At 62.5% G+C, this 19543-nt stretch carries 19 protein-coding genes, 3 tRNA genes and 1 pseudogene; 11 read left to right on the forward strand and 12 right to left on the reverse strand.

The features are described from left to right. Positions 1-8: 8 nt before the first annotated feature. Together SPHINGO391_RS21875 and SPHINGO391_RS21880 are read right to left on the reverse strand one after the other, a co-directional pair. Positions 9-1307 (reverse strand): nucleotide sugar dehydrogenase, encoded by a 1299-nt coding sequence (locus SPHINGO391_RS21875; protein ID WP_152010824.1) that lies wholly within the window; start codon positions 1305-1307, stop codon positions 9-11. A 194-nt stretch (positions 1308-1501) separates the two neighbouring features. Continuing rightward, positions 1502-1756, reverse strand: a complete 255-nt coding sequence (locus SPHINGO391_RS21880) for a hypothetical protein (RefSeq protein WP_152010825.1) — start codon at positions 1754-1756, stop codon at positions 1502-1504. On the opposite strand from SPHINGO391_RS21880, the gene lepA reads away from it, so the two are divergent. Next, positions 1746-3554 carry a translation elongation factor 4 gene (gene lepA, locus SPHINGO391_RS21885; RefSeq protein ID WP_152010826.1) on the forward strand — a complete coding sequence of 603 codons (1809 nt, stop codon included), beginning with the start codon at positions 1746-1748 and terminating at the stop codon, positions 3552-3554. The two genes, SPHINGO391_RS21880 and lepA, sit on opposite strands and share 11 nt — an antisense overlap. 137 nt (positions 3555-3691) lie before the next feature. Here the strand turns inward: lepA and SPHINGO391_RS21890 are convergent, their stop codons facing one another. Next, the gene (locus SPHINGO391_RS21890) at positions 3692-4633 is read right to left on the reverse strand and encodes a DMT family transporter (protein ID WP_152010827.1); all 942 of its coding nucleotides are present in this window, start codon (positions 4631-4633) and stop codon (positions 3692-3694) included. A gap of 250 nt (positions 4634-4883) precedes the next feature. On the opposite strand from SPHINGO391_RS21890, the gene SPHINGO391_RS21895 reads away from it, so the two are divergent. Both SPHINGO391_RS21895 and SPHINGO391_RS21900 read left to right on the forward strand, forming a co-directional pair. Continuing rightward, positions 4884-4970: transfer RNA gene (locus SPHINGO391_RS21895), tRNA-Leu, on the forward strand. 174 nt (positions 4971-5144) lie between these two features. Beyond that, positions 5145-5549, forward strand: coding sequence for an Arm DNA-binding domain-containing protein (locus tag SPHINGO391_RS21900; protein WP_193217375.1), 405 nt, complete (start codon positions 5145-5147; stop codon positions 5547-5549). Between the two features lie 7 nt (positions 5550-5556). Here SPHINGO391_RS21900 and SPHINGO391_RS21905 read toward each other — a convergent pair. Next, positions 5557-5646 (reverse strand) — tRNA-Ser (locus SPHINGO391_RS21905). 299 nt (positions 5647-5945) lie between these two features. Between SPHINGO391_RS21905 and SPHINGO391_RS21910 the strand changes: the two genes are divergently transcribed. The 4 genes from SPHINGO391_RS21910 (at position 5946) to SPHINGO391_RS21925 (ending at position 9070) form a co-directional block, all read left to right on the forward strand. Further along, positions 5946-6263, forward strand: a complete 318-nt coding sequence (locus tag SPHINGO391_RS21910) for a hypothetical protein (RefSeq protein ID WP_152010829.1) — start codon at positions 5946-5948, stop codon at positions 6261-6263. Between the two features lie 136 nt (positions 6264-6399). Continuing rightward, complete coding sequence (gene msrA / locus SPHINGO391_RS21915; protein WP_152010830.1) at positions 6400-7053, forward strand: peptide-methionine (S)-S-oxide reductase MsrA; 654 nt, start codon at positions 6400-6402, stop codon at positions 7051-7053. Positions 7054-7329: 276 nt separating this feature from the next. Then, complete coding sequence (locus tag SPHINGO391_RS21920) at positions 7330-8322, forward strand: BMP family ABC transporter substrate-binding protein (RefSeq protein WP_152010831.1); 993 nt, start codon at positions 7330-7332, stop codon at positions 8320-8322. Between the two features lie 124 nt (positions 8323-8446). Further along, on the forward strand, positions 8447-9070 hold the full coding sequence (locus SPHINGO391_RS21925; protein ID WP_152010832.1) for a ribonuclease D: 624 nt from the start codon (positions 8447-8449) through the stop codon (positions 9068-9070). Positions 9071-9360: 290 nt separating this feature from the next. On the opposite strand, the gene SPHINGO391_RS21930 is transcribed toward SPHINGO391_RS21925, so the two are convergent. After that, a complete protein-coding gene (locus tag SPHINGO391_RS21930; RefSeq protein ID WP_152010833.1) occupies positions 9361-9693 on the reverse strand; it encodes a DUF6665 family protein in 333 nt (110 codons plus the stop codon). Between the two features lie 177 nt (positions 9694-9870). On the opposite strand from SPHINGO391_RS21930, the gene SPHINGO391_RS21935 reads away from it, so the two are divergent. Further along, positions 9871-10290, forward strand: coding sequence for a hypothetical protein (locus SPHINGO391_RS21935; protein WP_152010834.1), 420 nt, complete (start codon positions 9871-9873; stop codon positions 10288-10290). 1178 nt (positions 10291-11468) lie between these two features. Here SPHINGO391_RS21935 and rpsA read toward each other — a convergent pair. From rpsA to SPHINGO391_RS21950, 3 genes and pseudogenes are all read right to left on the reverse strand, one after another. Continuing rightward, positions 11469-13175: a 30S ribosomal protein S1 gene (rpsA, locus tag SPHINGO391_RS21940; protein WP_152010835.1), complete on the reverse strand. Its 1707-nt coding sequence runs from the start codon at positions 13173-13175 to the stop codon at positions 11469-11471. A 138-nt stretch (positions 13176-13313) separates the two neighbouring features. Further along, positions 13314-13397 (reverse strand): annotated as a pseudogene (locus tag SPHINGO391_RS25300) (cytidylate kinase); the annotation flags it as partial. Between the two features lie 6 nt (positions 13398-13403). Beyond that, complete coding sequence (locus tag SPHINGO391_RS21950) at positions 13404-13982, reverse strand: TetR/AcrR family transcriptional regulator (protein ID WP_152010836.1); 579 nt, start codon at positions 13980-13982, stop codon at positions 13404-13406. A gap of 106 nt (positions 13983-14088) precedes the next feature. Here SPHINGO391_RS21950 and SPHINGO391_RS21955 point away from each other — a divergent pair, with 106 nt between their 5' ends. After that, entirely contained in the window at positions 14089-15036 is a 948-nt protein-coding gene (locus tag SPHINGO391_RS21955; RefSeq protein WP_193217376.1) for an NAD(P)-dependent alcohol dehydrogenase, read from the forward strand. A 9-nt stretch (positions 15037-15045) separates the two neighbouring features. Here the strand turns inward: SPHINGO391_RS21955 and cmk are convergent, their stop codons facing one another. From cmk to aroA, 4 genes are all read right to left on the reverse strand, one after another. Further along, positions 15046-15696 carry a (d)CMP kinase gene (gene cmk / locus SPHINGO391_RS21960; protein WP_152010838.1) on the reverse strand — a complete coding sequence of 217 codons (651 nt, stop codon included), beginning with the start codon at positions 15694-15696 and terminating at the stop codon, positions 15046-15048. A 9-nt stretch (positions 15697-15705) separates the two neighbouring features. Next, positions 15706-16341, reverse strand: coding sequence for an FMN-binding negative transcriptional regulator (locus tag SPHINGO391_RS21965; protein WP_152010839.1), 636 nt, complete (start codon positions 16339-16341; stop codon positions 15706-15708). 100 nt (positions 16342-16441) lie between these two features. Next, positions 16442-17083, reverse strand: coding sequence for a DsbA family protein (locus SPHINGO391_RS21970; protein WP_152010840.1), 642 nt, complete (start codon positions 17081-17083; stop codon positions 16442-16444). Beyond that, positions 17080-18438 carry a 3-phosphoshikimate 1-carboxyvinyltransferase gene (aroA, locus tag SPHINGO391_RS21975; protein WP_152010841.1) on the reverse strand — a complete coding sequence of 453 codons (1359 nt, stop codon included), beginning with the start codon at positions 18436-18438 and terminating at the stop codon, positions 17080-17082. Before aroA ends, SPHINGO391_RS21970 begins: the two co-directional genes overlap by 4 nt. Before the next feature lie 221 nt (positions 18439-18659). Here aroA and SPHINGO391_RS21980 point away from each other — a divergent pair, with 221 nt between their 5' ends. Further along, positions 18660-19052, forward strand: coding sequence for a TIGR02300 family protein (locus SPHINGO391_RS21980; RefSeq protein ID WP_152010842.1), 393 nt, complete (start codon positions 18660-18662; stop codon positions 19050-19052). Positions 19053-19225: 173 nt separating this feature from the next. After that, positions 19226-19301, forward strand: a tRNA-Ala gene (locus SPHINGO391_RS21985). Positions 19302-19543 lie beyond the last annotated feature (242 nt).

The raw sequence follows: 19543 nt of genomic DNA on the forward strand, positions 1-19543 counted from the left end.
GTCAAATCCTAAAGACGGAATACGCTGAAGCCCTGGTCAGCGAGAAGCGTGCGATCGTAGAGGCTCTTCAGATCCGCGATCACAGGTGTTGCGGAGGGACGGCAATAAGACCGCAGAACGGCCGGGTCGAGCTGGCGGTACTCGTTGTGACCGACGGCCACGACAAGGCTGTCGACCGGCGCATCGGGAGACAGTTCGGACAGGTCATAGCCGTATTCGTGCTTGACCTCCTCGGGCAGCGCCCAGGGATCACACACCACAACCTTCACATTCCAGCTCTCGAGTTCGCGAATGAGATCGACGACCTTGGAATTGCGGATATCGGGGCAGTTTTCCTTGAAGGTCAGGCCGAGCACGCCGACGGTGCTGCGGGATACGTCGATCCCGTTCTGCAGCATGCGGCGCACCACCGAGCGTGCGGCATAGCGCGCCATGTTGTCATTGATCCTGCGCCCGGCGAGGATGACCTGGGGATGATAGCCCAGCATCTCGGCCTTGTGGGTGAGGTAATAGGGGTCGACGCCGATGCAGTGTCCACCGACCATGCCCGGGCGGAAGGGCAGGAAGTTCCATTTGCTCCCGGCCGCCTCGAGCACCTCAAGAGTGTCGATGTTCATCCTGTCAAAGACCACCGACAGCTCGTTGACAAAGGCGATGTTGAGATCGCGCTGGCTGTTCTCGATCACCTTGGCAGCCTCTGCAACCCGGATCGAACTGGCCTTCCAGGTGCCTGCCTTGATGATGGAGGCGTAAAGCGCATCCACGGCATCGGCTGCTTCAGGCGTGCTGCCCGACGTGATCTTGCGGATCTTGGTCAGGGTGTTTTCCTTGTCGCCCGGATTGATGCGCTCGGGGCTGTAGCCGCAGAAGAAGTCGACATTGAACTTCAGACCGCTGGCTTCTTCCAGCACCGGGACGCAAACCTCTTCGGTGGCGCCGGGGAAAACAGTCGATTCATAGATGACGACATCGCCGACCTTGAGCGCTTCGCCAATGGTCCGGCTTGCCTTCTGCAGGGCCGAGAGATCCGGGCGGTTGGCCTCATCGATCGGGGTCGGCACCGTTACGATGAAGATCGTCGAATCGTGGAGATCGGCCGGGTCGGACGAGAACGAAAGATCTGAAGCCTGCGCCAGTTCCTCCGGCTCGACTTCGCGCGTGCTGTCACGTCCCGACTTGAGTTCCGAAATCCGGGCCTTGTTGACGTCAAAGCCAAGCACCTGGCGATGCTTGCCAAACTCAACAGCCAGCGGCAGCCCGACGTAGCCCAGACCAATAATCGAAATCTTGCCAGACAAAAGATCCAATAAATCAACTCCCGTACATCGATACGCCGCCGTTGCTGATCACTGATCGAAACATTGTCGGGTGATGTTACATTATTTGGCTATTGACTGGCGCGGCGAGCCGGCCGACAGGCACAAGCTGCTTTGCAACGATCAATTTCTCACCGCTTCCATTAAGGGATGACAGGGCGCGTTTCAAGTAACTAAATCCGAAGCTACCGGGCTGCCATTGCGGCGCGCAGCAGGGTAGCGAGCTTCTCTGCTGCAGCGATCAGGGCATTGGCGGAAGCGCCCGCGATCAGCGGATTGATCCGGACCAGAACAAGTCCGCAGGCCCTCCCCGGACGCAGATCCGCCATGGAGCGGTTTCCACCATTGAGCGCGATGCCGCTGAAGATCGGAATGCCGCAGGCATTATCCTCGATTGCCTTTTTCCGCAGTCCTGCTAAATCGCGAGCTATGACAAACACGCCCCTTTCCCATATTCGCAATTTCTCGATTGTCGCGCATATCGACCACGGCAAGTCGACGCTCGCCGACCGGCTGATCCAGACCTGCGGCGGCCTGGCCGACCGGGAGATGAGCCAGCAGGTTCTCGATTCCATGGACATCGAGAAGGAGCGGGGCATCACCATCAAGGCCCAGACCGTGCGATTGCACTACAAGGCCAAGGATGGGGAGATGTATGTCCTCAACCTGATCGACACGCCGGGCCATGTCGACTTCGCCTATGAAGTGTCACGCTCGCTCAGGGCCTGCGAAGGCTCCCTGCTGGTGGTGGACGCATCCCAGGGCGTGGAAGCGCAGACGCTGGCCAATGTCTACGCGGCGCTCGACGCAGACCACGAGATCGTGCCGGTGCTCAACAAGATCGACCTGCCGGCGGCCGAGCCCGACCGCATCAAGGAACAGATCGAGGAAGTCATCGGGCTTGATGCCTCCGATGCCGTGATGATTTCGGCCAAGACAGGCATCGGCATACCGGATGTGCTGGAGGCGATCGTCACGCGGCTGCCTCCACCCAAGGGCGGCAGCGTCAAGGATCCGCTCAAGGCCATGCTGGTCGACAGCTGGTACGACACCTATCTCGGCGTGATCGTGCTGGTGCGGGTGATCGACGGCGAGATGAAGAAGGGCCAGCAGATCCGGCTGATGGGGACCGACGCCCGCTACACGGTGGAGCGGATCGGCGTGATCACGCCGAAGCTGGTGGCCACAGAAACCCTTGGCCCGGGGGAAATCGGCTTCATCACCGCCTCGATCAAGGAAGTGGCCGATACCCGCGTCGGTGACACGATCACCGAGGAGCGGCGGCCAACAGCTCAGGCCCTGCCCGGCTTCAAGCCGGCGCAGCCGGTGGTGTTTTGCGGATTGTTCCCCGTCGATGCGGCCGATTTCGAGGATCTGCGCGCGGCGATGGGTAAGCTCAGGCTCAACGACGCATCGTTCTCGTTCGAAATGGAAACCTCGGCAGCGCTCGGTTTCGGCTTCCGTTGCGGCTTCCTCGGGCTCCTGCACCTGGAAATCATCCAGGAGCGGCTGGAACGCGAGTTCAATCTCGACCTGATCGCCACGGCTCCGTCGGTGGTCTACCGGATGAACATGACCAATGGCGACGTGATCGAGCTGCACAATCCGGCCGACATGCCGGACGTGGTGAAGATCGCCAGCATCGAGGAGCCGTGGATCAAGGCGACGATCCTGACGCCGGACGATTATCTCGGACCGATCCTGAAACTGTGCCAGGACCGCCGCGGCATCCAGACCGACCTTTCCTATGTCGGCAAGCGCGCGATGGTGACCTACCAGTTGCCGCTCAACGAGGTGGTGTTCGATTTCTACGACAGGCTGAAATCGATCACCAAGGGCTATGCCAGTTTCGACTACCAGATCACCGGCCATGAGGCGGGCGACCTGGTGCGGATGTCGATCCTGGTCAACGAGGAGCCGGTCGACGCGCTGTCGATGCTGGTGCACCGCTCGGCAGCGGAAAAACGCGGCCGCGTCATGTGCGAGAAGCTCAAGGACCTTATTCCCCGGCACATGTTCAAGATCCCGATCCAGGCGGCCATCGGCGGCCGGGTGGTGGCGCGCGAAACCATTTCGGCAATGCGCAAGGACGTGACCGCCAAGTGCTATGGCGGCGACGCCACCCGCAAGCGCAAGCTCTTGGACAAACAGAAGGCCGGCAAGAAGCGGATGCGCCAGTTCGGCAAGGTCGAGATCCCGCAGGAAGCCTTCATCGAGGCCCTGAAGATCGGCGACTGATTCCGGGGCCTTTGATTCCCGGGCCATTGATTCCGGGGCCATTGATTCCGGGGCTCAGGATCAGCGCTGACAGCAGGATCCCGGCCTGAAAGCACCCGCGAGCGTTCCGCTCTCCAGAAGACCTGCTGCCGGACTTCTCAATTCGGCAGCGGCAGCGCCGTGCGGCGGCTCATATGCCATTGCCAGAGAATGTGGCCGACCAGTGCTGCGAACACCATACCCCCGCCCAAAAGCGTCCTGGGGGCCGGCACCTCGGCATGGATCAGCCAGACCCAGATCGGCCCGAAAACCGGCTCCATGGTGGAAATCAGCGCCGCCAGCGCCGACGGGATCAGCCGAGCGCCGGTGGCGAACATCGCCATGCCAAGGCCGAGGTTGAAGGCGCCGAACAGGAACAGCAGGCCATAGTCGCGGACGCTGACGATCAGACCCGATGACAGCGCCACACCGACCACGGTGCCGATGATCACCCCGAGGCAGACAGCCGGGGTCATCCTTACGCCGGAGAAGCGCCGGGTGATGACCGTGGCGGCTGCAAACACCACCGCGATGACCAGCGCCAACCCGTCGCCGATGAAGGACACGTTGGCGGCGAAGGAATCGGACACCATGACGCCGATGCCGGCAATCACCGCCAGAATTGCGCCCCAGGTGACGCGGTCGACCGCCTCGCGCAGGAAGACCACCCCCAGAAGCGCCGCGATCAGCGGCACGCCGGCCTGCATCAAGAGGATGTTGGCGACACTGGTGTAGCCGAGCGCCACCACGAAGGAGATCGACGCTGTGGCAAAGCACACCGCCACCGCAACGCCCGGCAGGCCCATGGTGCGAAACAGGCGGATGGTGCCCGCCGGCCCGTCGCGCCAGAGCATGAAGCCCAGCAGGAACAGGGCCGCGAAGAATGACCGCCAGGCGATGATGGTCCAGGGGTCATCGACCTCCAGCGCACGGGCGATGGCGCCGCCGAAACTCCAGACCAGCGCCGCGCCGAACACCAGGAGCACGCCGTTGCGCGCGTCCGCAGCACCTGGCAGCGGGGACGTGATTTTTGCGGCGGAGACGGCGGTTTCGGAATCCATCGAAAATCCTTAGTCAGCCCGCCGGCGTTTGAAAAGCCGGGCGGCGCGACATTTCGGGGCGCGAACAGACTGCGGTGGCATTCGCGACCTTCCGCGGGGCCGGACCCGCCATCCTGCCGCTCCATCGGGAGCGCAAAACCATCACAAAGGCCCCGATCCGTCCCGAGGCAGAAACAAAAGCGAAATTAATGAGACGGCTGCGCATTCAGGCGTTGACACGACCGCGCGCAACCCCTAAATCGGCCCGCATGCCCAGATGGCGGAATTGGTAGACGCGCCAGCTTCAGGTGCTGGTACTGGCAACGGTGTGGAGGTTCGAGTCCTCTTCTGGGCACCAATTCTTTGTTCCGGAACGTCCCGGAGAATCCGAGAACCCCGCGAAAGCGGGGTTTTTTTGTTGGTTTTTGCAGACTTCACGTCCTTCACCGTACATCGACATGTGATGGCACCCAGAGAATTTGATGGCATCGCAGCAACCATGCCCTCACGCTATCGAGTCGGATGCCATCACATGCCACTCACTGACACCAGGATTCGTGGACTCAAACCGGGCGAGAAACCAATCAAGCACGGGGACGGCGGCGGCCTGCTGCTCGTCGTCAATCCGAATGGCAGCAAGCTTTGGCGAATGGTCTATCGCTACGGGGGCAAGCAGAAGCAGCTGGCGTTTGGCGCCTGGCCGGATGTCTCGCTCGCCCAGGCACGCGCTCATAGGGATGCCGCGAGAAAGCTGCTCGCCGACGATGGTGACGGTTTCCAGATGATGAAGCAGGCAAGATCGCCAAGGCCGACACTGCAAAGGGCAATCGATGCTCGAAGCCAACGCTTCGATCGTGCCGTCACCCCTACACCCGGCGGGGTGACGCGCGGCCAGCGCGCGTCCGCGGCGGCTATCAGCGAAGCAAATGTACCGTGAGCGAAAATGGCGGAGAGAGAGGGATTCGAACCCTCGAGACGGTTCCCCGCCTACACACTTTCCAGGCGTGCGCCTTCGACCACTCGGCCACCTCTCCGCATATCCGTCCGACGGGCAAGTACCCGGCCATGCCGTCCGCTGTCAAGGCGGTTGCCCTGGCGCGGTTTCCGATGGCGACGCATCAGAAATTCCCGGTCCGGATCGGGCGGCACTATAGCCAAGACGCCTTGCTTGGCAACCGCTATTTGGCCGTGGCGCCGACATTCTTGCCTGGCTGCGCGCCGGCGCAAGCAAACTTGTCATTGCATGAAGGTTTTGGGGCCTCTATGTCACGGGTCTGGGCGGTGATGCCGGTGCGGAGTGCAGATCCGGCAGGCTGCCCGAGCGGAGGATGAGATGCGATTTGTCGCGCGTGTGCTGAGCTTGATTTTCCTGGTGTTCGCAGTGCTGGCCGGGCTGGTCGACGCGATCCAGTCTGTGGCCGCGAGCGAACTGGTGCTGACACCGCTGATCGAAGCCTGGAGCGCCAGCAGCCCCGACACGCTCGGTTTCGTTGAAGGCCTGGTCGCCCAGTACCTGCCGGGCCCGGCCTGGGATACGGGGCTTGCCTGGGTGCTGGCGCAGCCGGCCAGCGCGGTCTTCCTGGCGGTGTCGCTGCTGTTTTACCTGGCGGGCTACCGGCGCGCGAAACCGGCGGGCCGGTTTGCAGCCTGAGCGCCGGGGGGCCGCCAGCCGCACAGCGCCGCAGGAGCGCTCAGCGAAGATTTGCGGCGTTGCCGGCGCGGCTGCAACAATGAGCCCAAGCACGAGCCGGACCTATGGCGGGCGCGTGAAGATGAAGAGGTGAACCATGTTCCTGGTCGAGATGTTTCAGCGCAAGACGACGATGCCGACGGCTGCGGAAGCGCTGGCCGGACGCAGCGAAGCAATCGAGACAACCGCCCGTCACGGCGTCAACGGTCAGGCATTGAAGCCGCCGTTTCCCCCGGGCTGCGAAGTGGCCTATTTTGCCATGGGCCGTTTTTCCCGCGCCGAACCGCTGTTCTGGTCGCTGCCGGGCGTTCATGTGACAGCCGCAGGCTATGCCGGGGGGCTGACGCCCAACCCGACCTACCAGGAAGTGCTCTCCAGCCTCACCGGCCACACCCAGACGGTGATGGTGGTCTTTGATCCCGAAACACTGGCCTATGAGAGCCTGCTGGAGCTGTTCTTCGAACGGCACGATCCGACCCAGGTGATGCGCCAGAGCGATGATATCGGCACCTTCTTCCGCTCGGCGGTGTTCACCACCACGCAGGCACAGGCCGAGCAGGCGAAAGCCGCACGCGACGCCTACCAGGCGGCGCTCAAGTCAGCCGGGCATACCGGCAAGATCGTTACCGAGATCGCCCCGATGCAGGCGTTCTACTACGCCGAAGCCAGCCACCAGCAACATGCGCAGCGCAATCCTGCCGCACGGTCGGGCCTGAAGGGCACGGGCGTGCGCTTTCCCACTTCCGCCTGAAGGCCGGGTCTGCCTCCACCCGAAGGCCGGGCCGGCTTCTTCTTGAAGGCTGGGCCTGCTTGCGGCCACAGGCCTGGGGCGCGGCGATTGCCAGGCTGACGCAGTACCGGTTTAGGTTATCTGCGGCCGACGCAAATCGGCGTTGGATTTTTCACAAAAGCCATGCAAGGATAAGCCCTTCCGGCTGCGCGCGGCCGGCATATTCCGCAGGTCTGCCCGAAAGGGCATGCGGGAGGAACAATAAAGATCAACAAGTAACCTACAGGGCTGCACATCATGAAACGCACGCTTTTGAGCTTCCTCGCTATGGCCGCCATGTCGGCGACCGCCATGGCCGCCGACATCAAGCCGGCAATCATCTACGACCTCGGCGGCAAGTTCGACAAATCCTTCAACGAGGCCGCCTACACCGGCGCCGAGAAGTTCAAGACCGAGACCGGGATCGACTACCGGGATTTCGAAATCGCCAATGACGCCCAGCGCGAGCAGGCGCTCCGCCGCTTTGCCAAGGATGGCAACAACCCGATCGTCATGGCCGGTTTCTCCTGGGCTGCCGCACTTGAAAAGGTCGCCGCCGAATATCCCGACACCGATTTCGCGATCATCGACATGGTCGTTGACCAGCCGAATGTCCGTTCGGTGGTCTACAAGGAACAGGAAGGTTCCTACCTCGTCGGCGTGATGGCCGCCAAGGCCTCGCAAACCGGCACGGTCAGCTTCATCGGCGGCATGGACATCCCGCTGATCCGCAAGTTCGCCTGCGGCTACAAGGGCGGCGTCATGGCCACCAATGCAGACGCCAAGGTTCTCGAAGCCATGACCGGCACCACGCCGGAAGCCTGGAACGATCCGGTCAAGGGCGGCGAGATCGCCAAGTCGCAGATCGACCAGGGCTCCGACGTTGTCTACGCGGCAGCCGGCGGCACCGGCATCGGTGTGCTTCAGGCAGCAGCTGACGCCGGCAAGCTCGGCATCGGCGTCGATTCGAACCAGAACGGCCTGCAGCCGGGCAAGGTTCTGACCTCGATGCTCAAGCGCGTCGACGTGGCCGTCTACAACGCCTTCATGGACGCCAAGAATGACGGCTTCAGCTACGGCTTCAGCTCGCTCGGCCTCGCCGAGAACGGCGTCGATTACGCGATGGATGACAACAACGCCAGTCTCGTCAGCGACGAAATGAAGGCCGCCGTCGAAGCCGCCAAGGCCGACATCATTGCCGGCAAGATCACCGTTCACGACTACATGTCGGACAACAACTGCCCTTATTGAGGCAGTTATCCGGCGGTATCGCTGATCTGAAGACCATGCGGCCGGGCTCTTGCCCGGCCGTTTTGTTGCCTACCGGCCTATCCTCGCGCTATAGCCAGCCAGCGACGAAACAGGAACAGTTGAAATGGCCGAAATCCGCACCCACAAGGGCGATCTTTCCGATGAGGCAATGGCGCGCTACACGGGCGACATTGCGATCGATACCGAGACGCTTGGGCTGGTGCCGCGCCGCGACCGGCTGTGCGTGGTGCAGCTGTCGCCGGGCGACGGAAGCGCGGACGTGATCCAGATCGCCAGCGGTCAGAATCGGGCGCCCAACCTGGTTGCGCTCATGAAAGACCGGAAGAAGCGCAAGCTGTTTCACTACGGCCGTTTCGACATCGCCGTGCTCTACAATGCCTTTGGCGTGACCGCCGCGCCGGTGTTCTGCACCAAGATCGCCTCACGGCTGACCCGCACCTACACCGACCGTCACGGGCTCAAGGACGTGACGAAGGAGCTGCTCGAGATCGACCTGTCCAAGCAGCAGCAATCTTCCGACTGGGCCGCCGAGACGCTGACCCCGGCGCAGCTCGACTATGCCGCCTCCGATGTGCTGCACCTGCATGCGCTGACCGAGAAACTGACCGAGCGGCTCAAGCGCGACGGCCGCGAGGCCCATGCGAAAGCCTGCTTCGAGTTTCTGCCAACCCGCGCCAAGCTCGATCTCATGGGCTGGGAAGAGACCGACATTTTCGCCCACAGCTGAACCGGGCACAAATCCCGGGGGAACCGTTGCCCGCCTGATGCGTTTCAATCTCAGCTGTCCGCATGACAATTGGACACAATCGGCGTGAATGGCCGGGCCTTTTTCCAGTTTCGGCCCGGGACGTCAGTTTCGTCTGACGCCAGTGATTTGCAACCGGTTTGCGGGCGGCGCACTTTTTCCCTGCAATTTCAGCGCATTCGCACCCGTTACGGCCTCCGGTGCGCGACGGCCGCAAAGCCCATGCGAAAGCCTGTTTCGAGTTCCTGCCGACACGGCCGAAGCGGCGATCGCTATCGCCTTGGCCTGACGATGCCGATGCGCAGCATCACTTCGCGGGGAATGCCATAGAAACCCTGCACATCACGTGAAGCATAGAGGCCGAAAGCCTCGCGCTGGATGATCAGCGCCTGCGTGAGGTCGGCGGCTTCCTGCAGCAGGTCCTCACGGTCGCGATTGGGGTTCGGCGTCTCGTCATGACGCTTCAGGGCCTCGAGCGCATGTTCCAGGCGCTTGCCGACACGCCCAAGCGCCGACGCGGCCTCCTGCTTGGCTTCGTGGGCAATGGCGTCGATCGTGTCGTTGCCCTGCCTGAGGGCCAGGCGCAGCCGGTCCGGAAGTTCCATGCCCGAGAATGTGTTTCCGGCAGGGCACGCCGTCAATGGCGGATGGCAAAAAAACCGCCCTGGCGCGGTGCGCAAGATTTTCCACACCCCGGTGAAACTCTTCCCAGGCCGCAGCCGTCCCTGCAGGGGTCAACGCACTCCGCATGATGCAGTGTGAAGCAAGAGAAGGATATCGAGATGACGAAGACCCTTACCGCCTCCGCCCTGTTTGCCGCAGGCCTCCTCGCAACCCAGGCCTTCGCCGCCAGCCATGGCGCCATGGCAGTGATGGGCGAAGACCAGGATGTTTCGGGCGGCACGGTCACGGCGACATCCATCATGGCCGCAGCCAATGGCTGGCTCGTGGTTCACCGCACCGATTCCGACATGAAACCCGGGCCGGTGGTGGGTTACGCGCCGCTCAAGGCCGGTGAGAACACCGATGTCACCGCCATCCTCACCGAACAGGTCAACAGCGGCGAAATGCTGATGCTGATGCTGCATGGCGAGGACGGCGGCACCAAGACCGGCATTTTCGAATACACGCTCGGCGCCAAGGAAGATGGCCCGGTGCGCGTTGACGGCAAGCTGGTGATGACCGTCATCTCCGCGAAGTAAGACAACCCATCTGCCTCCCCTGTTGGCAGCTCCTGGCGCCCGGGCTTCGGTCCGGGCGCCTTTTCCCTGAGCAACCCGGCAGGCGAACCTGGAGCGTGAGCAGCGCCATCGCCTGATGTTTCAGGTTGCGGCCGATCCGTTGCAAGCGGGATCTGGCAGGATTTCATCAACCCGCCGGCCTGATCACGGCTCGGCCGGGAAGCGGGCATGCGAACAGCTGCCGCGCGGGAAACCCGCCGGGGTGCGAGATCAAGCTTGTATTCCGGAGGGCCGCCCGCGGGCTTTGCCTTCTGAAAAATGATTGGTATGGCTGGCGCGGCTAGCGCGCGGCCCGAGCTTCGCCGGATGATGTCCACATCCGACAGGCAGTGGCGTGCCGCGTCCTGCCACCCGGACATGGGCAGCGATCAGCGGCGGGTGGCATCGTCCGGCACGGGCTGGGCCTTGCGTTGACGATTCGGGAACGCCAGGGCGGCTGACACTGCGCCAGACACCCTCCCCGTATCCGCAAGGCGGCCCGCCACAGGCCCGTTTCCACCCCCACCCTGACAGCCGGCCGACGCTGGCCGACACAAGGGGCAAAGGTTTCTCCGGTGGCTGGCTTGGCTGATCACCCTGCGTGATGATCCTGCTGCCAGCGGAACCCGCCGGTGCACCGCCTCCTCCATCGTCCAGCCGCACGTTACGGCAAGCCCCCGGAGGCCTTCCCCCCGCCTGGACCGAGACGTTGACGATCCATCCGGTGACGGGAGCGCTGGAATGATGGCATGGGGTTTGGAGGGTGTGTAAAAGATTGCCGGGTAATTCGGGTATGTCATTGGCACCGCTGGCGCGGGGGCCAGGCTTTATGCACGCGAAGGCTACGTTTTCCCGGAACCCGATCTCCCCCCCTAGCGGGGGAGATGTCTGCGAAGCAGACAGAGGGGGGTATGGTTCAGCCTGTCTTGAGTGCGTGTTTTCGGGAGGGGTTCACCCCCCTCTGTCACCTACGGTGACATCTCCCCCGCAAGGGGGGAGATTGGGGGGCGGCGACTTCCGCGTTCGCTCTCCCAGATCCCACATTCGCCATCCTCGCCCCTGAGGCGAGGATCCACTCCATGATCCATCCGCGAGCCATCAAAAAACCCGCCAGATCGCTCCGGCGGGTTTCGTGTTTTAAACGTCAGATCCGAGAAGGATCAGTCGTCGTTGTTCTGCTTCTTGAGTGCTGCGCCGAGAATGTCGCCGAGCGAGGCGCCCGAGTCGGACGAGCCGAACTGGGCGACTGCCTGCTTCTCTTCGGCGATTTCCAGCGCCTTGATCGACAGGCCGACCTTGCGGTCCTTCTTGGAGAAGCTGGTGACGCGGGCGTCGACCGTCTGGCCGACCGAGAAACGCTCGGGGCGCTGCTCGTCACGGTCACGCGACAGGTCGGAGCGGCGGATGAACGAGGACAGGTCTTCGTGATCAACCAGAACCACTTCGAGGCCACCATCGGTGACAGCGGTCACCTTGGCGGAGACGACAGCGTTCTTGCGCAGTTCGCCGGAGGCTGCTGCTTCGCCGATCGAATCCTTGCCAAGCTGCTTGATGCCGAGCGAGATGCGCTCCTTGTCGACATCGACGTCCAGCACGACGGCCTTGACCATGTCGCCCTTGTTGAACTCCTCGATGACCTGCTCGCCCGGACGGTTCCAGTCGAGGTCGGAGAGGTGAACCATGCCGTCGACATCGCCTTCGAGGCCGATGAACAGGCCGAATTCGGTCTTGTTCTTGACTTCGCCTTCGACTTCGGTGCCGGCAGGGTGGCTCTGCGCGAACACTTCCCACGGATTCTCGAGCGTCTGCTTGAGGCCGAGCGAGATGCGGCGCTTGTTCGGGTCGACTTCGAGAACGACCACGTCGACTTCCTGTGTCGTCGACAGGATCTTGCCGGGGTGCACGTTCTTCTTGGTCCAGGACATTTCCGAAACGTGGATCAGGCCTTCGATGCCCGGCTCCAGCTCGACGAATGCGCCGTAGTCGGTGATGTTGGTCACGGTACCGGTGATGCGCTTGCCGGCCGGGTACTTGACGCCGATGCCATCCCACGGATCGCTTTCCAGCTGCTTCATGCCCAGCGAAATGCGGTGCGTGTCCTGGTTGATGCGGATGATCTGGACCTTGACGGTCTGGCCGATCGACAGGATTTCCGACGGGTGGTTGACGCGGCGCCAGGCCATGTCGGTGACGTGCAGCAGGCCGTCGATGCCGCCAAGATCAACGAACGCACCGTAATCGGTGATGTTCTTGACCATGCCTTCAACGGTCTGGCCTTCCTCGAGGTTCTGCACGATTTCCGAACGCTGTTCGGCACGGCTCTCTTCGAGCACGGTGCGGCGCGAGACCACGATGTTGCCGCGGCGCTTGTCCATCTTGAGGATTTCGAACGGCTGCGGGATGTGCATCAGCGGCGAGACGTCGCGGATCGGACGGATGTCCACCTGGCTGCGCGGCAGGAAGGCCACGGCGCCGTCCAGATCGACGGTGAAGCCGCCCTTGACCTGGTTGAAGATGACACCTTCAACACGCTCCTGCGCGTTGAACTTCTCTTCGAGACGAACCCAGCTTTCCTCGCGGCGAGCCTTCTCGCGCGACAGCATGGCTTCGCCCAGGGCGTTTTCGATGCGCTCGACATAGACTTCGACTTCGTCGCCGACCTTGAGCGTGCCGTCCTTCGCCTTGGCGCCGAATTCCTTCAGCGGTACGCGGCCTTCGACCTTGAGACCGACGTCGATGATGGCGACGTCCTTCTCGATGGCCATGACGATGCCCTTGGCGACATAGCCTTCGGCGAGGTCCTGGGTGGCAATGGATTCAGCAAACAGGGATGCGAAATCCTCTGTCATGGTTTCAGTGTTAGACATGAATTCTCCTGGTGACCGCGTCGTCAGGGTGCGGTCGCATGCGCCTGGTTGGTGTTGTTCGGACCGGCGATGCCTGTCTGTCCCTGACCTCAAGGAGGCGGGACACGTACGGCGCGGGACAGGCTCGCTGGCTTTCGTTCAGTGTTCGAGCGCAGCATCCACAAGACGCCGGGCAGCATCGAACGCGGCTTCTATACCCATTTCGGTGGTATCTAGCAAGTGCGGGGCTTACTCCGCGGCATCCAGCGTTGCACTTATTGCCCTGGCCCAGATTTCAGCCAGTTCACGCCTGTCCTGCGGCAGCGCGCTTCGGGTCACGCAATAGCCCTCGAAAAGCGGCATCAACACCGATACGGCCCGGTTGATATTGTCGTCGCCCGCCGTCTGATCGAGTGATCGCAGGGTTTGCGCATAGAAGCGTGCCAGCTCGCGATAATAGGCGGTCATTTCCGCAGCCAGACTGTCCGACTGTTGCGCCGCGGCCCAGAGCTCCTTGAAGACGCGGGACGCCTCGGTCTTGTCCAGCAGTTCGAGGCCGCTGCTCAGAATAGCCGACAGATCCTTTTGAAGATCGCCGGTCGGCTGAAATGACCGGTCCCGGACAAGCGTGACATAGTTGGCGATGAAGGATGCAAGCAGCGCCTCCAGAAGGGCCTCACGTGTTGCGTAGTGGTATTGCAGATTGCCGAGGCTCATGCCGCAGGCATCGGCCACCTTGCGCATGCTCAGGCCGGCGCCCCCCTCACGGACGAGCAGCGCTTCCGTCTGTTTTAGAATGAACTGCCGCTTCAGTTCGGCTTTCGACATCTACCGGCTCCGAAAAACACGGATGCATAGATACAGCTCTTGCATTCTGGGTCAAGCGACCTAGTATATAGGTCAATTGACCTAAAATGATCTTATGGAGTGTGGAATGAAGGCTCTGGTTTGTGAAAACAAGGCGGTGAGGTTGGCGGACCTCAATGAACCACCGGCACCAAAACCAGGCGAGGTGCGGGTGCGGGTGGCCGCTGCCACGGTGAACCCGACCGACCAGGACATGCTCGCCGGCTCCTATGATCTGTTTCTGAAACTCTATGGTGCGCGTGGCCCCGTGAAAACCGGACTGGAATTCGCCGGCACCGTTGAAGAGGCAAGCGGGCGCTACAGGAAAGGCGAGCGCATTTTCGGCTATACGAACCTCATGAAAGGGCCGAAAACCCATCAGCAGATTCTCAACGTAAAGGAGGAATGCACCGCTGCGATCCCGGGCGGCCTCTCCTTCGAACAGGCCGCAAGCATCGCCATCGCCGGCAACAGCAGCCTCGTCCTTATCGACGATATCGCCCAGCTTTCGGCTGGCCAGTCGGTGCTGATCAACGGCGCCAGCGGCGGCGTCGGTGTCTTCGCCCTGCAATATGCAAAACATCGCGGATTGAGAGTGTCCGCCACCGCAGGTCCCGGCCAACAGGATTTCCTGAAGGGCCTGGGCGCCGACGAGGTTTACGACTACACCAAACAGCCCCTCGATACGCTTGGGACTGCTTTCGACGCCATTCTGGACTTTTCGAACCGGCTGAAGTTCCGCCACGTCCGGCATTTGCTGTCACCAAGGGGCATCTTCATTCCGGCCGACCCGCTGAAGAACCTTGTCGACATAGCTGCCAATCCGCTGCGCAGGCAGAAGACGGGATACTTTCTCGTCGAAGAGGGCAACGCCGGCAAGCTGTCGCAGGCGGCTGCGCTGGTTGCCGGGGGAAGCATCAAGGCGGAGATCGACTCGCGTTTTTCGCTAACGGATTACCGGGAGGCGTTTGACCGTCTTGCAATGAAGGGCCGCCGGGGACGCATCATTCTCGATATGGCGGAGGCGGCGAGCTAGTCGCGGTGCTCAAGCTGCGGCCAGAGCCTTTTCTATGATCGACATGGCCGTCTCAAACGCCTCTTCGATCCCCTGATCGGACGTATCGATCATAAGGGCGTCGGCTGCAGGCTTGAGCGGTGAATCGGCGCGGCCAGCGTCACGCGCGTCGCGCTTCTCGAGATCCGCGAGGATCGCCGGCAATTCAGCGCTGCCGCCCTGGCTGATGATCTCCTGGTAGCGGCGGCGTGCCCGCACTTCGGGGCTGGCTGTTACATAGAACTTGATCAGGGCATCCGGGCAGACAACCGTGCCGATGTCACGGCCGTCGAGCACCGCGCCCGGCTCGATGCGGGCAAACTCGCGTTGCGCCTCGACCAGCGCCCGGCGGACTTTCGGCATCACCGCAACCTTGGAGGCGGCCTCGCCGATCTCGTGCGCCGACAGAACCGACCGGTCGAGCCCGGACAGATCAAGCGCGCGGGCCGTCTCTGCCGCCACGTCCTCGTCATCAAGCGGCAGCCCGCGATCAAGCAGCGCCTTTGCCGTGGCGCGGTAGGTCAGGCCGGTGTCGAGATGCCTGAGCCCGTAATGTTCGGACAGGCGGCGCGAAAGCGTGCCCTTTCCGGCGGCAGCCGGCCCGTCAACGGCGATCACGATGTGGGGCATTTCAGATGTCATTGCGTGACCTTATTGTTCCTGCAGGCCGCCATGGAGCGCGACGAGCGCGGCCATGTCGTCATTGTTCTCGCCCGTCAGCCCGGCATGGACGCCGCGCCGGTCGGCTTCGGGCCGGTTCTGGCTGACTTTCCATTTGCCCGTCAACTGGGCGACAGCGATTTCGATGCCGACGATACCGCGCAATTGCGCGGCGACGAAAGCCTCCGGGGCGTCCTCGACCTTCCACGCGGCCGGCCGGTCGGCTTCATGACGGTCGGTCAGCTCGCCGACCTGCGGCCTCAGCCATTCGGGTGTCTCATGCACCGTTGCGGTTCCGCGCGCCTGCACCATCGCATAGTTCCATGTCGGGACGACCTTGCCGTGCTCGGCCTTGGATTGATACCAGGATGGCGTGACGTAGCTGTCACTTCCCTGGAACACCACCAGCACGCTGGCGCCATCGCCGATGTGGCTCCACTGCGGGTTTGCCTTTGACAGATGCGCGCGAAGCGTCGTTACGCCATCCCTGACTGAAACAAGAAACGGTACCGGGTTGGCCAGCACATCGCCCCCCGAGGCCGAAATCAGCAGACCCAGCGGATGCGCCTCGATCAGCGCCCGCAACACGGTCTCGTCCGTTTCAATGAAGTGTGGCGGTTGGTACATTGCGATGGCTCCTGCCAGACAAAGCGGCCCTGGAGATACCGGGGCGGGAAAATTGCGGGGTTCGGGACCAGCCCGTTATCCCGCAGATCGGCTCTCTGTGCTACTTGCGCGCGATCCCGATGGTCACGTCATCAAGATGCCGGTAGGGCTCGCGTTCGAACAGGGCTTCATCGTCAAGCCAGGCCAGCAGCATGTCGAAGGCGTCGACGCCCCAGAACACCTCGTGCCCCGAGCCGGATGCGCAGACAAGGCTTGGCACGCCGAAGACGCCGCGCTCGATCGCCCGGTCGGTGTTGGCCCGGAGTGCTGCCTTGGCACGGTCGTCAGCGGCCAGTTCGAGCGGGATCCCGACGGCTTCGGCAAAGGCCGCGATTTCCTCGTCCGTGTCGGGCGCGCGGCCTTGCGAGAACACGAAATCAAAGCCGCGGCGCACGGTATCGAGATCCGCGTCCGCACCTGCCATCAGACGCTGGGCCTTGAGCGGACTGAACGGGTGACGGGGCGGAAACCGCATCTCGACGCCGTGCTGTTTGCCCAGAAAGATCGACTGGCGGTAGGTGTGGAGACGCTTGGCGGAAATCTCCGCCGGGCCGCGCTGGCCCCAGTGATTGAGGATCGCGCCGAGCAGGACCGGGACCGGCTTGACCGTCACGTCACCCGGCAATTCCCCAAGGCGGGCGAGCAGCACATGGGCGAAGGGCGATATCAGGTCGTAGTGAAGTTCGATTGTCCGCGTTTTCATTGTCCGGTGATCTCCGCGCCGATGCCGGCCATGATGGCCATGAACTCAGGAAAGCTGGTGGCGATGATCGAGCAGTCATCGACCATCACCGGGTTCTCGCTGGCAAGCCCCATGACAAGGAAGCTCATGGCGATGCGATGGTCAAGCGAGGTGACGACGACGGCATCCCTGGCTATTGCACCCAGCCCCTTTCCATCCGGGCGCCCGCGGACCGACAGCCAGTCGCAGCCCTCGGTGCAGTCGACGCCGTTGAGGGCAAGCCCGCTGGCCACGGCCGCCAGCCTGTCGCTTTCCTTGACCCGCAACTCCTCAAGACCAAGCATGACGGTCTCGCCCTTGGCGAAACCCGCGGCGATGGCGAGCACCGGATATTCGTCGATCATCGACGGTGCCCGGCCGGCTGGCACGGTGACGCCGGTGAGCTCGGACGCCCGGACCCGCAAGTCGGCGACATCCTCGCCGCCCGAATGCCGCGGATCGAGGATTTCGATATCCGCTCCCATCTCCTGAAGGGTCAGGATCAGGCCGGTGCGCGCCGGGTTCATCAGCACATTTCGAAGGGTGAGGTCCGACCCCGGCACGATCAGGGCGGCGACGAGCGGAAAGGCCGTCGAGGAGGGATCGCCCGGCACATCGACGGTCTGGCCTTCAAGCCGGCCACGGCCTTGGAGCCGGATGGTGCGCGCGCCATCGGCCGCGGTTTCCACCTCCAGCTCGGCGCCAAAGCCCTTGAGCATCCGCTCGGTGTGATCGCGGGTCGGAACCGGCTCGATGACGGTGGTGGTGCCCGGAACATTGAGGCCGGCGAACAGGACAGCGGACTTGACCTGAGCCGAGGCCATCGGCACCCGGTAGCTGATCGGGCCAGGTGCCCGCGGTCCGCGCAATGTCACGGGCAGCCGGTCGCCGGGCCGGGCAGTGACCTGCACGCCCATCAGCCGCAAGGGGTCGAGAACCCGCTGCATCGGCCGGCCTGAAAGCGATGCATCGCCGGTAAACGTGGTTGTGAAATCATAGGGGCCGACCAGCCCCATGGCGAGACGGCAACCGGTGCCTGAATTGCCGAAATCCAGCGCGGTTTCCGGCTCGAGCAGGCAACCGTTGCCGACACCGTTGATGATCCAGATATCGCCCTGCTTGCGGATGGTGGCGCCCATTGCCTGCATGGCCGCACCGGTCCGCATGACATCATCGCCCTCAAGCAGGCCGCTGATCCGGGTCTCGCCCGCCGCGAGGCCGCCGAGCAGCAAGGCGCGGTGGGAAATCGACTTGTCGCCGGGAATCCGGATGTCGCCGCGCAGCGCGCCGCTTTTTGCGGATCTTGCGGGTCGAAGCGATGTGGCGGCCTGGCCCATGACTGTTTTCCGGCTGAAGTGGACGGATCATGCCGGTCGTGCGGCAGGAGTGCACGGGTAACTATCACAGCCCCGGGGGAAGCGTCATCCGGCTTGGTTGAATTTTTGGCGAGAATGGCTTTGACAGGTGCGTTCAACATCATTATGGGGACCGGACCCGCCGAAACGGGAAGGCAGGTATTCCAACCTTCGCCCTCCTGCCAGTTCAAGAGGCTTCGACAGTGGCAAAACCGGAACTTGGAACAAAACGCGTTTGCCCCGAAACCGGGCGCAAATTCTATGATCTGAACAAAGATCCAATTGTCTCTCCCTATACAGGGAAGGAATACCCGATTTCCTATTTCGAAGAGACGGCGCAGAACGCCGTGATCGAGAAAGAGGAAGAGGAAGAAGTCGCGGAAGTCGAGGCAGATTCGGCTGACGTCGAAATCGTATCGCTCGAAGAGGCCGATGAGGACACATCGAGCACCGGCAAGTCCGAAGACCTTCCCGATCTCGACGACGATGTTGAAATCGACGATGACGATGATGACGCGTTTCTCGCCGATGACGACGATGATGAAGATGACGATGTCAGCGATATCATCGGCGTGAACGACGAGGACGACGACTGAACAGAGAATTCCTTCCCGGCGCTGAAAACCGAAAGGTTTTCAAAACTGAAAAAAGGATTGAATTTTCATCTTGATCTTGTGCGGCTGCAGAAGTATGAAGCCGCACCTGCCCGCCACTTCGGGGTGGCAGGCACCTCGCAGGGAATGACATTGCGTTCAGTCCCTTGCGTCCCGGGGCCATAGCTCAGCTGGGAGAGCGCCTGCATGGCATGCAGGAGGTCAGCGGTTCGATCCCGCTTGGCTCCACCATTTCCTTCTTGCGGATTGCCGCCACGCCAACCCTACCCGTGTGGTTTCGGTTCGAGGATTGTCCTCTCACCTCCTCCATTTTGTTTGCGCTTTGCCGCCCACCAACCCAAAACGCGATGGCTGCGGGTTCGGACTGTGTCCTCTCTCCTCCACCATTTCCCCAATTGCAAACACAAGCAGCAAGGAACCGGGTGTTCCGACCGATGCCGTGCAGATGGTTGCGACGCGAGGCACTGGAAAGT

It is taken from the genome of Hoeflea sp. EC-HK425, assembly GCF_902498795.1.
GTDB lineage: Bacteria > Pseudomonadota > Alphaproteobacteria > Rhizobiales > Rhizobiaceae > Hoeflea > Hoeflea alexandrii.

Excerpts from the sequence above, each read along its gene's own strand:
- lepA (WP_152010826.1), top strand. The coding sequence starts at position 1,746 with ATGACAAACACGCCCCTTTCCCATATTCGCAATTTCTCGATTGTCGCG.
- SPHINGO391_RS21890 (WP_152010827.1), bottom strand. The coding sequence starts at position 4,633 with ATGGATTCCGAAACCGCCGTCTCCGCCGCAAAAATCACGTCCCCGCTG.
- SPHINGO391_RS21900 (WP_193217375.1), top strand. The coding sequence starts at position 5,145 with ATGCCACTCACTGACACCAGGATTCGTGGACTCAAACCGGGCGAGAAA.
- SPHINGO391_RS21910 (WP_152010829.1), top strand. The coding sequence starts at position 5,946 with ATGCGATTTGTCGCGCGTGTGCTGAGCTTGATTTTCCTGGTGTTCGCA.
- msrA (WP_152010830.1), top strand. The coding sequence starts at position 6,400 with ATGTTCCTGGTCGAGATGTTTCAGCGCAAGACGACGATGCCGACGGCT.
- SPHINGO391_RS21920 (WP_152010831.1), top strand. The coding sequence starts at position 7,330 with ATGAAACGCACGCTTTTGAGCTTCCTCGCTATGGCCGCCATGTCGGCG.
- SPHINGO391_RS21925 (WP_152010832.1), top strand. The coding sequence starts at position 8,447 with ATGGCCGAAATCCGCACCCACAAGGGCGATCTTTCCGATGAGGCAATG.
- SPHINGO391_RS21930 (WP_152010833.1), bottom strand. The coding sequence starts at position 9,693 with ATGGAACTTCCGGACCGGCTGCGCCTGGCCCTCAGGCAGGGCAACGAC.
- SPHINGO391_RS21935 (WP_152010834.1), top strand. The coding sequence starts at position 9,871 with ATGACGAAGACCCTTACCGCCTCCGCCCTGTTTGCCGCAGGCCTCCTC.
- rpsA (WP_152010835.1), bottom strand. The coding sequence starts at position 13,175 with ATGTCTAACACTGAAACCATGACAGAGGATTTCGCATCCCTGTTTGCT.
- SPHINGO391_RS21950 (WP_152010836.1), bottom strand. The coding sequence starts at position 13,982 with ATGTCGAAAGCCGAACTGAAGCGGCAGTTCATTCTAAAACAGACGGAA.
- SPHINGO391_RS21955 (WP_193217376.1), top strand. The coding sequence starts at position 14,089 with ATGAAGGCTCTGGTTTGTGAAAACAAGGCGGTGAGGTTGGCGGACCTC.
- cmk (WP_152010838.1), bottom strand. The coding sequence starts at position 15,696 with ATGACATCTGAAATGCCCCACATCGTGATCGCCGTTGACGGGCCGGCT.
- SPHINGO391_RS21965 (WP_152010839.1), bottom strand. The coding sequence starts at position 16,341 with ATGTACCAACCGCCACACTTCATTGAAACGGACGAGACCGTGTTGCGG.
- SPHINGO391_RS21970 (WP_152010840.1), bottom strand. The coding sequence starts at position 17,083 with ATGAAAACGCGGACAATCGAACTTCACTACGACCTGATATCGCCCTTC.
- aroA (WP_152010841.1), bottom strand. The coding sequence starts at position 18,438 with ATGGGCCAGGCCGCCACATCGCTTCGACCCGCAAGATCCGCAAAAAGC.